The 13,417-nt window shown below is 74.4% G+C and carries 12 protein-coding genes; 9 read left to right on the top strand and 3 right to left on the bottom strand.

The features are described from left to right. The first annotated feature begins 278 nt into the window (after positions 1-278). Together ACZ4NB_RS25820 and ACZ4NB_RS25815 are read left to right on the top strand one after the other, a co-directional pair. Positions 279-1,394: a peptidoglycan-binding domain-containing protein gene (locus ACZ4NB_RS25820; protein ID WP_467665164.1), complete on the top strand. Its 1,116-nt coding sequence runs from the start codon at positions 279-281 to the stop codon at positions 1,392-1,394. A 340-nt stretch (positions 1,395-1,734) separates the two neighbouring features. Next, a complete protein-coding gene (locus ACZ4NB_RS25815; protein ID WP_467665162.1) occupies positions 1,735-2,397 on the top strand; it encodes an HAD-IA family hydrolase in 663 nt (220 codons plus the stop codon). Positions 2,398-2,827: 430 nt separating this feature from the next. Here ACZ4NB_RS25815 and ACZ4NB_RS25810 read toward each other — a convergent pair whose 3' ends face one another. Together ACZ4NB_RS25810 and ACZ4NB_RS25805 are read right to left on the bottom strand one after the other, a co-directional pair. Further along, positions 2,828-3,409, bottom strand: a complete 582-nt coding sequence (locus ACZ4NB_RS25810) for a TMEM165/GDT1 family protein (RefSeq protein WP_467665160.1) — start codon at positions 3,407-3,409, stop codon at positions 2,828-2,830. A 189-nt stretch (positions 3,410-3,598) separates the two neighbouring features. Further along, positions 3,599-4,357 carry an ABC transporter permease gene (locus ACZ4NB_RS25805; RefSeq protein ID WP_467665158.1) on the bottom strand — a complete coding sequence of 253 codons (759 nt, stop codon included), beginning with the start codon at positions 4,355-4,357 and terminating at the stop codon, positions 3,599-3,601. A gap of 208 nt (positions 4,358-4,565) precedes the next feature. Here ACZ4NB_RS25805 and ACZ4NB_RS25800 point away from each other — a divergent pair, with 208 nt between their 5' ends. The 7 genes from ACZ4NB_RS25800 (at position 4,566) to ACZ4NB_RS25770 (ending at position 12,759) form a co-directional block, all read left to right on the top strand. Further along, positions 4,566-5,210 carry an HNH endonuclease family protein gene (locus ACZ4NB_RS25800; RefSeq protein ID WP_467665156.1) on the top strand — a complete coding sequence of 215 codons (645 nt, stop codon included), beginning with the start codon at positions 4,566-4,568 and terminating at the stop codon, positions 5,208-5,210. A gap of 192 nt (positions 5,211-5,402) precedes the next feature. Next, the gene (locus tag ACZ4NB_RS25795) at positions 5,403-7,124 is read left to right on the top strand and encodes an alkaline phosphatase D family protein (RefSeq protein ID WP_467665154.1); all 1,722 of its coding nucleotides are present in this window, start codon (positions 5,403-5,405) and stop codon (positions 7,122-7,124) included. A 205-nt stretch (positions 7,125-7,329) separates the two neighbouring features. Beyond that, complete coding sequence (locus ACZ4NB_RS25790) at positions 7,330-9,291, top strand: FAD/NAD(P)-binding protein (protein ID WP_467665152.1); 1,962 nt, start codon at positions 7,330-7,332, stop codon at positions 9,289-9,291. A gap of 78 nt (positions 9,292-9,369) precedes the next feature. After that, a complete protein-coding gene (locus tag ACZ4NB_RS25785) occupies positions 9,370-9,834 on the top strand; it encodes a DoxX family protein (RefSeq protein ID WP_467665151.1) in 465 nt (154 codons plus the stop codon). 183 nt (positions 9,835-10,017) lie between these two features. After that, on the top strand, positions 10,018-10,662 hold the full coding sequence (locus tag ACZ4NB_RS25780) for a DedA family protein (RefSeq protein ID WP_467665149.1): 645 nt from the start codon (positions 10,018-10,020) through the stop codon (positions 10,660-10,662). Positions 10,663-10,739: 77 nt separating this feature from the next. Beyond that, positions 10,740-11,378: a GNAT family N-acetyltransferase gene (locus ACZ4NB_RS25775; protein ID WP_467665147.1), complete on the top strand. Its 639-nt coding sequence runs from the start codon at positions 10,740-10,742 to the stop codon at positions 11,376-11,378. A 205-nt stretch (positions 11,379-11,583) separates the two neighbouring features. After that, positions 11,584-12,759: a methyltransferase gene (locus ACZ4NB_RS25770; protein ID WP_467665145.1), complete on the top strand. Its 1,176-nt coding sequence runs from the start codon at positions 11,584-11,586 to the stop codon at positions 12,757-12,759. A gap of 22 nt (positions 12,760-12,781) precedes the next feature. Here the strand turns inward: ACZ4NB_RS25770 and ACZ4NB_RS25765 are convergent, their stop codons facing one another. Beyond that, on the bottom strand, positions 12,782-13,393 hold the full coding sequence (locus ACZ4NB_RS25765) for a TetR/AcrR family transcriptional regulator (RefSeq protein ID WP_467665143.1): 612 nt from the start codon (positions 13,391-13,393) through the stop codon (positions 12,782-12,784). Positions 13,394-13,417 lie beyond the last annotated feature (24 nt).

The raw sequence follows: 13,417 nt of genomic DNA, 5'->3' as shown, positions 1-13,417 counted from the left end.
CCTGGCTTCCGGCCACCGCTCCGTCCCGGCCATCGGCGACCGCGCCCGTTGCGGGCCGCCGTCGGGCTTATTCCATCCTGGGCGTTTCCATCGGATATGGCCCGCCGAGCGGTGCTCGTCATCCGCGATCGCGCGGTGCCGCGTGAGACGGCGGCCACCTGGGGCGTCGGCTGTGGACTCCCGGGGCATGCCGGACGGATGTCCGCGAGCGCCTGCGCGGGCGGGTGCGGCGTCTGGATAATCGCTGCCGGTTCGAGCCTCCAGGGAGGGGACCGCCCGTGACGGCATTACCGACGTGCCCGCACTGCTCCGCCCCGGTACGCAGCGGCGACCGGCCGACCTGCCTGTGCGCGGCGGCCGACGCGGAGGACTTTGATCCGCTGCGCATACGGCCGTACGTGTCACTGCCCGACGAGCCGTACGTGCCACTGCCCGACGGGGACGGGGACGACGGAGGCGACGCGGACGGCGGGGAAGACGGGCACGGCGACGGCCGTGCGGACGATGGCGGCCACCGGGACCACGACTACTGGGGCGGCGCCCCTTGGGGCCCCGGCGCCTCTTGGGGCGGCCGGGGCGACCACCTGGACGGCTTACCCGGCGAGGACGCGGCCGCCCCCGTAGCCGGAAGCCCGCTACGGTTCCCCGCCGCCCCCGCCCCGGTGTCCGCGACCGACCCCGACTCCGCACCCCCGACCCCCCGGGCGGGTCACGGCCACGGGCCGTCGTCCCGGACGGTCGGCTCGGCCCCCGAGGAACCGGCGGCCGGCGCCTCCGGGCGCTCCGCCCCCGCCTCGTCCCGCCGCAGGCGCGCCCTACCGGCCGCACTGGTGGCCGCCGGCGCGGCGGCGGCCGCCACCGCCGTCCTGATCGGCTCCGACGCGCTGTCCGGCGGCACCCAGGACCGGGCGGCACCCCCCGACGGCGGTCGGGCCTCCGCCACCGCCGCCCTCCCCACCGGGGGCGAAGCCACCCGCACGCCGAGCGGCACCCCCTCGCCGCCCGCCGCACGTCCCTCTCGTTCATCGGGCCCGACCGGCGCCGGCAGCCCGGCGGCCACCGCGCAGCGCCACCGGACCGCGACAGCGCCTCCGCCCGCCCCCACCCGGGCCTCCGGCAGCGTCACGGAGTCCCCCGACAGCCACGCCCCCAGCCCGGCGCCCACCGGGCCGATCGCACTGCGCGAGGGTTCCAGCGGCCCGGAAGTGACGGAACTCCAGGGGCGGCTGCGGCAGCTGGCCTTCTACTCGGGGGCGGCGGACGGCGAGTACGACGCGGAGGTGCGGGACGCCGTATCGCGCTATCAGCAGACGTACCAGGTGGCGGGTGATCCGGACGGTGTCTACGGCCCGCAGACCCGGGCGTCCCTGGAGTCGCGCACCCAGGAGCCGTAGACCGGGCGGGCCCTTCGACCCCTCCCTGGCACCGCGCCCCCGCCTCGGCCCGCCCCGGGACCGCGCGCCTGCCCGGCCCGGCACACACCGCGCCCCCGCCTCGACCTGCCACCCGGCACCGACCCTCGCCGGCCGGGCTCTGACCAGCTCTGACCAGCGCCGACCAGTCTTTGACCGGGGCCGGTTGTCGGCACCCGGAAACGTTTTGTATCGTAGGAGAACAAAGTGGTCCTGCCCGCACTCCCTGACCAGCGGGCGGGGCCACTTGTCCTTCTTGTCTGCCCTTCTCGTTCGTACGGCCCGTACCGTCCGTTCGCCCGTTGCGCACAGGAGCCCGCCGATGACGGCAACCACCACGCTCACTACCCGCGCCCTCCTGCTGGACATGGACAGCACGATCGTGAACTCCGAGGCCGTCGTCGAGCGGTGCTGGCGCCGCTGGGCGGCCGAGCAGGGGCTGGACGCGGACGAGGTCCTCAAGGTCGTCCACGGCAGGCAGGGCTGGGCCACGATGGCGGCACTGCTGCCGGACCGCCCCATGGAGCTCAACCTCGCCGACAACCGCCGGATGCTGGCCCAGGAGACGTCCGACGTGGACGGCGTGGTGCCGGTCCCCGGCGCACCCGCCTTCATGGCATCCCTGGCCGGGCTTCCGCACGCCCTGGTGACCTCCGCCGACATACCACTCTCCGACGCCCGGATGGGCGCGGCAGGGCTGCCCATGCCCGCCGTGCGGATCACGGCGGAGAGCGTGAGCGCCAGCAAGCCCGACCCGGAAGGGTTCCTCAAGGGCGCCGCGGAGCTGGGCTTCGCCCCCGAGGACTGCCTGGTCTTCGAGGACTCCGAGGCCGGCATCGAGGCCGGCCGGGCGGCCGGTATGCGAGTGATCGGCATCGGCGGGCGCGCGGCCGCGTTCGCCCCCACGGCGCAGGTGGCCGACCTGACCCAGGTCCGGGTCGAGGCGAGGCCGGACGGCGTGATCGCGGTACACATCGAGGGCTGAGCACCGCTCCCCCGGGGGCTGTGCCACGGGGCGCGGTACCACTGGCGCGGTGGCACGGGCGCGGCGCCACGGGCGCGGGGGCACAGGCGCGGAGGCACGGGCGCGGGCGCGGTGGCAGGTTGCCCCGCCCCGCAGGACAGTGACCCGCTACGCGCCCCGCCCCTCCCTGGCTCAGCGCTACGCGCCCCGGGCCACCACCTGGATCAGCGTCACACGCCCCGGGCCCCCCGATCAGCACCACACGCCCCGGGCCGCCCGCGCCCGGACCTGGCCGGGGCTGGCCCGAACCTCTCCTCCACACCCGCCCACCCCCCGTAGGGGGGTGGGCGGCGGGGAAAAGACCCCCCGGCGGGGAAAAGACCCCCGCGGAAAAGCGCCCCGCCCCGGGCAGAAGCCCCCACCCGGGAAGAAGCCCCCCAACGAAGCCCCCTCACCCCACGATCGCCTCATACAGGCTGAACCCCGCCAGCAGTGCCATCACGGCCGCCGCGATCTTGGTGATGAGCTTGAGCGGGACGTGCTTCATGAGGGTGCGGCCGCCCAGGATGCCCAGACCGGCCACCGCCCACAGGGCGAGTACGGCACCGACACCGACCGAGACGGGGTCGTCGTAACGGGCCGCGAGGTTGGCGGTCATGATCTGGGTCAGATCGCCGAACTCGGCGACCAGGATCATGGTGAAGCCCGCCCCGGCGACCTTCCAGAAGCTCTGGTCATCGGGCTTCTTCACCTCCTCCTCGCCGTCGTCCTTCTTGAACAGCAGCACGGCGGCGCCCGCCAGGAAGAGCACCCCGACCACGGCCTGGACCACACGGTGCGGGAGCAGCGTCAGCACGCTGCCGGCGGCGATCGCGAGTGCGACATGGACGAGGAAGGCGGCCGCGACACCGACGAAGACGTACGAGGCGCGGTAGCGGGTGCCGAGCATCAGGCCGGCCAGAGCGGTCTTGTCGGGCAGCTCGGCAAGGAAGATCACGCCGAAGACGACGGCGGCGATGGTGAAACTGAACACGGGGTGGGATACCTCGATCGGTCGGGCCGCGCCAGAGGGCCCGGGAAAGGCGTCGCTTCGGCACGGCAGCGTCGAACACTGCGGCCGAAGGTCTCGCTGGCGCCGTACGCATGCGTACCGCGCTCCGGGCGCCGGCTCACCTCGTCGTCGGGCGACGGGCGGGCAGTATGTCGACGGTCCGGCAGAGAGCTACTCCCCTTCTGCTGCCGACGAGGATACGCGGTGCAGACGTCCGCGCGCGACCAGCTCCAGCACCACCGCGCACGCCGCCGCCTGCACCGCCAGCAGGGCGACCAGCACGAACAGCTGTACCGCGCCTGCCTGGACGGGGGAGGCGCCACCCAGCAGCATGCCGACGAAGGCCCCGGGGAGCGTGACCAATCCCACGGTCCGGGTCTGGTCGAGCCCGGGCAGCAGCGCGTCGGATGCGGCCGGGCGGGCGACCTCCATCCGCGCGTCCCGGTCCGGCAGCCCGAGCGCGAGTCCCGCCTCGAACTCCCCGCGCCGCGTCTCCAGCTCGTCCAGCGCCCGCCGCCCGCCCAGGACGGTGGCGGTCAGCGCGCCGCCGATGAGGATGCCGGTGACGGGGATGACGGTGAGGCCGCGCGGCGGCAGCAGACCGGTCGCCAGCAGCAGACCGACGACCGGCGCGACCCCGGTGGCGATCGGTGCGGCGGCCCACCACCAGGTGCGGTTCCGGGTGATCCGGCGGCCGGCGGTCCGTACCGCCACCGCGAACATCAGCGCCAGGAAGCACAGCAGCCACGGGAGCGCGCGCACCACGACGCCGATGAGGGCGGAGACCGCGGCGAGTTGGGCGGCCGCGCGCACCCCTGCGACGGCGATGGCCCGGGCATGGCCGAGGTGCGCCAGCGCGGCGACGGCCACCGCGGCGACCAGTAGGACGGCGAGGACCACCCCGAGCGTGATGTTGACCGGCAGCAGCACACGCCCACTGTAGGACGGAGACGGGGTGCGCAGCTCCCGTGAGCGGGTCAACCGGAGTGCCGGAGAGTACTTCTGGCGCCCTGTCAACCCTTGAACTGACGTGGGCATGTCGTCACCCTGTTACCTGGTGCCCACCCCATGGAAACCCCACAACGCCACCATGGGCCCGCACCGCACGGCAACTTCCCCCCACATCAAGGGAGTTTCGATGGCAAAGGTCTACGCGCGTCGCGTCACCATCGCCGCGGGTTCGGCCGCGGCTCTGGTCTGCACGCTGGCGCTGAGCTGCCAGTCCGCCCAGGCTGCGCCGCCCAGCCCGCCGGACGCGGCCACCGCACGGACGTACCTCACCCAGATCAAGGAGCAGGCCGAGGGCCCGCAGGACGGCTACAGCCGCGACAAGTTCCCGCACTGGATCGACCAGGGGAACAACTGCAACACCCGCGAGGTGGTGCTCAAGCGCGACGGCACGGACGTACAGCAGGACGGCGGCTGTGCCGCGGTGAGCGGCAAGTGGGTCTCGGCCTACGACGGCGCGACCTGGACCCAGCCGGCCGACCTCGACATCGATCACGTCGTCCCGCTGTCGGAGGCATGGAAGTCGGGCGCCGCCCAGTGGACCACCGAGCGCCGCAAGGAGCTCGCCAACGATCTGACCCACTCCCAGCTGATAGCCGTCACCGACAACGTCAACCAGGAGAAGGGCGACAAGGACCCGGCGAAGTGGCTGCCGCCGAAGACCTCGTACCACTGCGAGTACGCCCGGATGTGGGTGTGGGTCAAGCACGAGTACGGCATGACCGCGGACTCCGCCGAGAAGGCCGCGCTGAAGAAGATCCTGGACGGCTGCTGAGCGGCCGCCGCCCCCGCTAGAGCGTTCACCCGTGGCCTGCCATCGGACTCCGCGCACCGCCCGGCGTCCGACGGCAGGCCCCGGCGCGCCCGCAGGCCACAATCCGCCGGCCCGCGGGCGCGCCGTCGTACCGGTGGACCGCCGCCCCGGTTGTGCTCTTATCCTCTGAGCCACGACAACCGGGAGGCACCGATGGCCGGACTGCGCTTGGGGCCGCTGCTGCGCTACGTCGACACGGACAGCGCGACGGTGTGGGTGGAGACCGACCGGCCGTGTGTGGTGCGCGTGCGCTGCGACAGCGGGGCGTCCGGTGCGCAGCACACCTGGCAGGTGGCCGGCCACCACTACGCGCTGGTCCCGGTGACCGGCCTCGCGCCCGGCAGCGAGACGCCCTACCAGGTCCTGCTGGACGAGCGGCAGGTCTGGCCGCTGCCCGACGACCGGTTCCCGCCGAGCACGATCCGTACGCTCGCGGCCTCCGGGCAGGCCCCGCTGAGCCTCGCCTTCGGCTCCTGCCGCTGGTCCGCGACCCCCGCCGCCGCCCACGACCCGGTCGGCCCGGACGCGCTCGACACCCTCGCCGCCACCCTGGCCGCCGATCCCGCCCGCGAACGCCCGGACGTGCTGCTGCTGTTGGGCGACCAGGTCTACGCCGACCAGACCTCCGAGGCGACCGCGCGGAAGCTGGCCGAGCACCGCGACCTCAGCCGGCCGCCGTGGAAGCAGGTCGCCGACTACGAGGAGTACACCCACCTCTACTACGAGTCCTGGCTCGCCCCGGAGGTGCGCTGGCTGCTGTCCACCGTCCCCAGCTGCATGATCTTCGACGATCACGATGTGATCGACGACTGGAACACCTCCGCCGCGTGGCTGAGCCGGATGCGGGCGACGTCCTGGTGGCACGAGCGCATCCTGGGCGGCCTGATGTCGTACTGGGTGTACCAGCACCTGGGCAATCTCCCGCCCGCCGAGCTGGCCGCCGACGAGCTGTACGCCCAGGTGCGGGCGGCGGACGACGGCACGGACCTGGTGCGGGAGTTCGCGGCCGGCGCGGACGCCGATCCGGCGGGCGCCCGCTGGAGCTACCGCCGCGACTTCGGCCGGGTGCGCCTGGTCATGATCGACACCCGCGCCACCCGCGTCCTGGACGAGGGCGGTCGCGCGATGCTCGACAAGGCCGAGGGCGAATGGCTGCGCCAGGCCGTGCTGGACGGGCGCGGCGGCTACGACCACCTGCTGCTGGGCAGTTCGCTGCCCTGGCTGCTGCCGCATCTCATCCATGCCGCGGAGGGCTGGAACGCCGCGCTGTGCGCCGGCGAACGCGGGCCCCGCTGGGCCCGGGCCGGCGAGTCCCTGCGCCAGCGGGCCGATCTGGAGCACTGGGCGGCGTTCCCCGGTTCGTTCGCCGCGCTCACCGATCTGATCGCCGAGGCGGGCTCCGGCGCGAACGCCCCGGCGACGGTCTGCGTGCTGTCCGGGGACGTGCACCACGCGTACGTGGCGGAGCCGCGCTGGCGCGGGGCCGGGCGGCGGCCCACGAGCCGGGTGCTGCAGCTGACCTGCTCCCCCGTCCACAACAGCATCCCCGGTTCGCTGCAGGCCGGCTTCCGGTTCGGCTGGAGCCGTGCCGGCCGGTGGCTGGGGAAGCTGCTGGCCGGGCACGGCCGGGTCGGGCGGCCGCCGGTGAAGTGGCGGCGTACGGGTGGCCCTTGGTTCGGCAATCAGCTGATGACGCTGACGCTGGCGGGCCGTACGGCGCGGATCGCGCTGGATCAGGCCCGCCGAGAGAAGCGGAGCGGAAGCGTCCGGCTGGTCACGGTGTGGCGTGAGATGGCGGCCGATGCCCGGGTGGGCGGAGAAAGCGGTGATGCGGGCGAGTCCGTCCCCGGGACCGATCGCCCGAATCATGGATGACCCGGGCGGCCCGGAATCCGCGGCCGGTTGACCGGCCGTCAGCCGGCCGCCGTCCGGCCTGCCGATGCGGCCGAATTCTTTGCCCACCTGGGTGCTGCGCCTGGGGGTCGGCCGGTGATGATGGTGCGCACCTCTGCTCGTCGCCCGAACTTCTGGGCGGCCGCGCCCGCGCGCCGGCCGCCCGCCGCCCCAGGGAGAGCCCCACTTGGCCGCCGACCACATCGCCGACCGCCACCGCCCCGCCATCGCCGTCGTCGGCGCGGGGCCGCGCGGAACGAGCGTGCTGGAACGCATCTGCGCCTCCGCCGCCGAACTGGCCCCGGGCGCCCGCCTGACCGTCCATGTGATCGACCCCGCCCCGCCCGGCGCCGGCCGGGTATGGCGCACCGCCCAGCCGCCCGAGCTGCTGATGAACACCGTGGCGTCGCAGGTGACGCTGTTCACCGACGAGAGCGTCGAGTGCGCGGGTCCGATACGCACGGGGCCGAGCCTGTACGCCTGGGAGGGGTGCGAGGTCGGCCCGGACGACTATCCGGGGCGCGCGCTGTACGGCCGCTATCTGGAGTGGGTGTTCCGGCACACGGTGCGCACCGCCCCCGAGGAGGTGACCGTCGTGCCGCACACCGCCCGCGCGGTGCGGCTGACCGAGGCCGCCGACGGCACGCAGTCGCTCACCCTCGACGACGGCCGGGAACTGTCCGGCCTGGGAGCCGTCGTGCTCACCCAGGGCCATCTGCCGACCACCCCGGGCCCCGAGCAGCGGCACCTCGCCGACTACGCCGCCGGGCACGGTCTGCACTATCTGCCGCCGGCCAACCCCGCCGACCTCACCACCGATCTGGCCGCGCTGGTGCCGGGCCGCCCGGTGCTGCTGCGCGGTCTCGGGCTCAACTTCTTCGACCACATGGCGCTGTTGACGACGGCGCGCGGCGGCCGGTTCACGCGGGGCGCGGACGGCGCGCTGAGGTATCTGCCGTCCGGGCACGAGCCGAGGCTGTACGCGGGCTCCCGGCGCGGCATTCCGTACCACGCGCGCGGCGACAACGCCAAGGGCGCGCACGGCCGCCATCTGCCGCTGCTGCTCACCGCGGACGTGATCGCCGCCTTCCGCAAGCGCGCCGGGTCCGGCGATCTGCCCGACTTCCTGGCGGAGGTCTGGCCCCTGGTGGCCAAGGAAGTGGAGGCGGTCTACTACGAGGCGCTGCTGGCGCGGCGGGAAACGGCCGGCACGTTGGACGACTCGTTCCGCGACCGCTTCCGGGAGCGCTTCCTGGGGAGCGCCCACCGCAGCCCCGAGGAGGCCGCCGCGCTGGACGCCTTCGGTATCGCGCCCGCCGAGCGCTGGGACTGGGAGCGGGTCTCCCGGCCGCACGCGGGGCGGTCGTTCGCCGACCGGACCGCGTTCCGGGAGTGGTTGCTGGGCCATCTGCGCGCGGACGTCGCACACGCCCGGCTGGACAATGTGTCCGGGCCGGTCAAGGCGGCCCTCGATGTGCTGCGGGATCTGCGCAACGAGCTGCGGCAGATCGTCGACCACGGCGGGCTGGCCGGCCCGTCCCGCCGCGACCACCTGGACCGCTGGTACACCCCGCTCAACGCCTTCCTGTCCATCGGGCCACCACGGCGCCGGATAGCGGAGATGGTGGCGCTGATCGAGGCCGGGGTGCTGGAGGTGGTCGGCCCCCGGATGGTGGTCCGGCCCGGCGCCGCGGACGGTCACGGGCCCGGTTTCACGGCGTACTCCCCGGACGTCCCGGGGTCGCGGGTGACGGCGGCGGCACTGATCGAGGCGCGACTGCCGGAGCCGGATCTGCGGCGTACGGCGGATGAGCTGCTGGCCCGGCTGCTGGCCGACGGCGGCTGCCGGCCGCACTCCGCGGACGGCTACGAGACCGGAGGGCTCGATGTGTCGCCGAGCCCGTACCACCTGATCGAGGCCGATGGGCGGCGCCATCCGCGGCGGTTCGCGATCGGGGTGCCGACGGAGGGCGTGCACTGGGTGACGGCGGCGGGGGCGCGCCCGGGGGTGGGCTCGGTCACCTTGGCCGATACGGACGCGGTGGCGCGGGCGGCGCTGCGGACCGCGGTCGGGACCGGCCCCGCGGGCTCGGGCGCGGCGGTTTCGGAGGAGGCTTCGGTCCAAAGGTCCCATATGACCAAAGCTTGAACTTGCAAGTACCTTTAGGGTTCCCTAACCTTTGCCTCCACGGTTCACCTCGTCCCCAGAACCCGTAGGAGTCCCCACATGTCCGCACCGTTGAACTCGTTCACCCAGAGAACGGCACCGCACGTCCTCGCGCTGTTCCGCGTCGTCACCGGGCTGCTCTTCGCCTGCCACGGCGCGTCCTCGCTCTTCGGCGTTCTCGGCGGCGCGATGGGGCAGGGCGGCACCGTGCCCACCGGCTCCTGGCCGGGCTGGTACGCCGCCGTCATACAGCTGGCCGGCGGCGTCCTGGTGATGCTGGGCCTCGGCACCCGCGCCGCGGCGCTGGTCAGCTCCGGCTCGATGGCGTACGCGTACTTCTCCGTCCACCAGGCCGGCGCGCTGTTGCCGATCCAGAACGGCGGCGAGTCCGCCGCGATGTACAGCTGGGCCTTCCTGCTGATCGTCTTCACCGGCCCCGGCGCCTGGGCGCTGGACCGCGTCTTCTTCGGCGGGCGCGAGCAGGAGGCGGCCCCGAGCGCGCAGCGGGAGCCTTCCGCCGCCTGATTCCGGCGTGTCCCGCACGGCCCGTACGGCAGCTGCGCCGTACGGGCCGTGCCGTCTTCGCGGGGGCCGGCACCGCCACCCCGCACCGCCCGGCGGAAGGGCCGGGCGTACGCTGTATGGCGCTAGAGCCGCCCCTGCCGCACCGAGCGACGTCGCGGCGGGGTCCGGAGCGGGAGAAACACGTTGTTGGAAAGCCTGGGGTCGCTCAGCGGGACCCCCTGGGTGTACGTGATCGTCAGCCTCTCGATCGTCCTCGACGTGTTCGTCCCGATCCTGCCCAGCGGGGTCCTGGTGATCGCCGCGGCCACGACGGCCGCCGGCACCGAGACCGCGGCCGACGCCGTCGATGTCGCCTCGTCCGTCCACGGCGGCGCCCATCTGGCCGAGCTGCTCTCCCTGGTGCTGTGCGCGGCCACCGCCTCGGTACTGGGCGACATGGTGGCCTACCGGCTCGCCTGGCGCGGCGGCGACCGCTTCGACCGGGCCATCGGCCGCTCGCGCCGTCTGACGGCGGCGCAGAAGCGCCTCGGCACGGCGCTGACGCGGGGCGGGGGCGGCATCGTCGTACTGGCCCGCTTCGCCCCCGCCGGCCGGTCCGTGGTCAGCCTGGGCGCCGGCGTCGCGCACCGTACGGTCCGCGAGTTCCTCCCCTGGTCCGCGCTGGCCGGCTTCGCCTGGGCGGCGTACAGCGTGAGCCTCGGCTACTTCGGCGGCCACTGGCTCGGCACGTCCTGGGTGAGCACCGCGCTCTCCGTCGTCGCCCTCTTCGCCGCCGGATCGGCCGCGGCGTTCCTGGTGCGGCGGCCGGAGCGGCGTACCGCGCACTGACGTACCGCCGCGCGCGGGCACGGAGCGGCACGGAAACGCCGTGGCCGGATGTCAGACCCGGCTGCGACCATGGCGACATGAGCGGTACGAACGACACCGACGGCACGAAGCGCTCCGGCGGCCCGGAGGGCTCCGGCGGGACATCCGCTTCCGGCGACGCACCCGGCAACGGCGCGGGGACGACGGCGCCCGCGCCCGCCGCGGTCCGCCCCTGGCAACCCCGCCCCGAGACCGCCGAGGACATGGCGTCCGTCCGCCGGATCAATCTCGCCGCCTTCGACACGGCCGCGGAGGCGGACCTCGTCGACGCCCTGCGCCGCGACCCCGCCGCCTGGCTGCCCGGGCTCTCGTACGTCGCCGACGCACCGGACGGCACCCCGGCCGCCCATGCCCTGCTGACGCGCTGCCATATCGACGAGGTCCCCGCCGTCGCGCTCGCCCCGTGCGCGGTGCTGCCCGGGTATCAGAAGAGCGGTGCGGGCAGTGCGGTGATCCGCGCCCTGCTGGAGGCCGCTCGGGCCGCCGGCGAGCACACCGCGATCGTGCTGGGCCACCCGCCGTACTACCCGCGCTTCGGGTTCGTGCCCGCCGCCGCCCGCTTCGGCATCCTGCCCCCGCAGCCCTGGCCGGACGATGCCTTCCTGGCGCTCTCCCTGGACGGCTCCATACCCCCGCGCGGCACGGTGCGCTACGCGAGGGCCTTCGGCATCGACTGACCCCGGCCCGCGCCGCCGGTCTCCGCGCCCGGTGCCGCGCGCGGGCGCGACCAAGCCCGATGGCGATACGGAGTAAAGTCGACCGTCACACCACCCGCCCGCCGCCACCCGAGCGCACCGCGCCCTCCACAGGAGCGTGCCGGACCGCCGCGCCGCAGCGGCACCCCACGGGACGGGCCGAACCACACACACGAGGCACACTTCGGTGAACGCACCACCGGTCGTCGAATGGACCGAGGCCGACCGGCCCCGCTCCGCCCGTTGGCGTTCCGAGAACGGCTCCCCGCCGCCCCGCCGGATCGTCATCGCGGACGACCGGACGCGGGCCGACGACGCCTACAAACTCGCCTGCGAGGGGACCGCGCTGCTGTGGCGCGGCGACTTCCACAACGCCCGCCAGCTGCTGACGGCGATGGCCCGCCGCATCGACCGCCGCCCGCGCAAGGCGCCGCCCGCCGATGCCACCCAGGCGTTCCATCTGCACCGCGCCGCGCAGAACCAACGCGCCCGCATCCTGGGCATGCTGCTGGTCCCGCTCGACGCCGGCCACGCCGTCCCGCTGCACCGCGCCCCCGATGTCCGCGAGGCATGCACCAGGGCATACGGCCCCGGAGAGCCCGCTCCCGGGCAGACCTCCGACGACGAGGGCCCGACCCCGGCCGCCTCGCTGGTGTCGCTGCGTGAACTCCTCGCCCTGATCGGCGCCAACGAATGGCGCAGGAAGGGCGTGCAGATCCCGGCGCTCGGCGGCGACCGCATCCACCCGCACTACGGCGTCTTCTCACCGGCCCGCGGCGAGTACGTCGATCTGGTCGCCGAGGCGCCGCTGCCCTCGCAGGACCTGGCGTTCGACATCGGCACCGGGACCGGCGTGCTGGCCGCGGTGCTCGCCCGGCGCGGCGTGCGCAGGGTGGTGGCCACCGACCAGGACCCGCGCGCGCTGGCCTGCGCCCGCGAGAACACCGAGCGCCTGGGTGTCGCCGGGCAGGTGGAGGTCGTCGAGGCGGACCTGTTCCCGGCCGGCCGCGCCCCGCTGGTCGTCTGCAACCCCCCGTGGGTGCCCGCGAAACCGACCTCACCGGTGGAGCGCGCGGTGTACGACCCCGGCAACGCGATGCTGCTCGGCTTCCTCAACGGCCTCGCCGACCATCTGACCCCGGGCGGCGAGGGCTGGCTGATCCTCTCCGACCTGGCCGAACACCTCGGCCTGCGCCCGCACGCCGAGCTCCTCGACGCCTTCGCCAAGGCCGGCCTCGCGGTCCTGGGCCGGCTCGACATCGCCCCGCGCCATCCGCGCGCCCGCGATACCTCCGACCCGCTCTATGAGGCCCGCGCGGCCGAGGTCACCTCGCTGTGGCGGCTGGGCGTCGCGGACGGGTAGCCCGCCCGGCCGCGACCCGGCCTCAGACCTGGTGCGCCCCCGCACCACCGGTCGCGCCCTGGGGCCGTAGCCCGGCACACGCGTTGCGGACGTAGCGGCGCCAGTCACCGGCGTCGTGGCGGATCACCGCCGCCAGTCCGCACACGATCATCACCACGTCGCCCACCTCGGCGTCCGCGCGCACCGCGCCCTCTTCCTTGGCGCGGGCGAGCAGTTGGCCCGCGACCGCCTCGGCCTGCGTCCGGCCCTCCCCGGTCGGCTCGGTGGAACCGAACGCCGCCTCGATCGACGCGGACAGCCCCCGCTCGGCGTCCAGCACCTCCCCGATGTGCTCGACATAGGCGGCCAGCCCGTCGGCGGCCGCGGCGCTGGGCAGACAGCGGGTGCGCCCGAACTCCACGATCTCCGCCTGACGTTGCTCCCCCACGGCGGCGATCAGTGCCGCCCTGCTGGGGAAGTGCCGGTAGACCGTTCCGACGCCCACCCCCGCCGCCCGGGCGACCTCGGGCATCTGCGCCTCGTCGCCGCGGGCGCGGAACACCTCCCGCGCGGCGTCCAGCACACGGGTGCGATTGCGCTCGGCATCGGCGCGCGGCCTGCGATGCGGGCTGGGGGAGGTCGAAGAGGCTGCCACATCGCCGATGCTACTGCTACGCTC

This window comes from Streptomyces sp. NPDC026575 (genome assembly GCF_055567415.1).
Note: the sequence above shows the minus strand (reverse complement) of the source record. Positions and strands in the feature narration are given on the sequence as shown.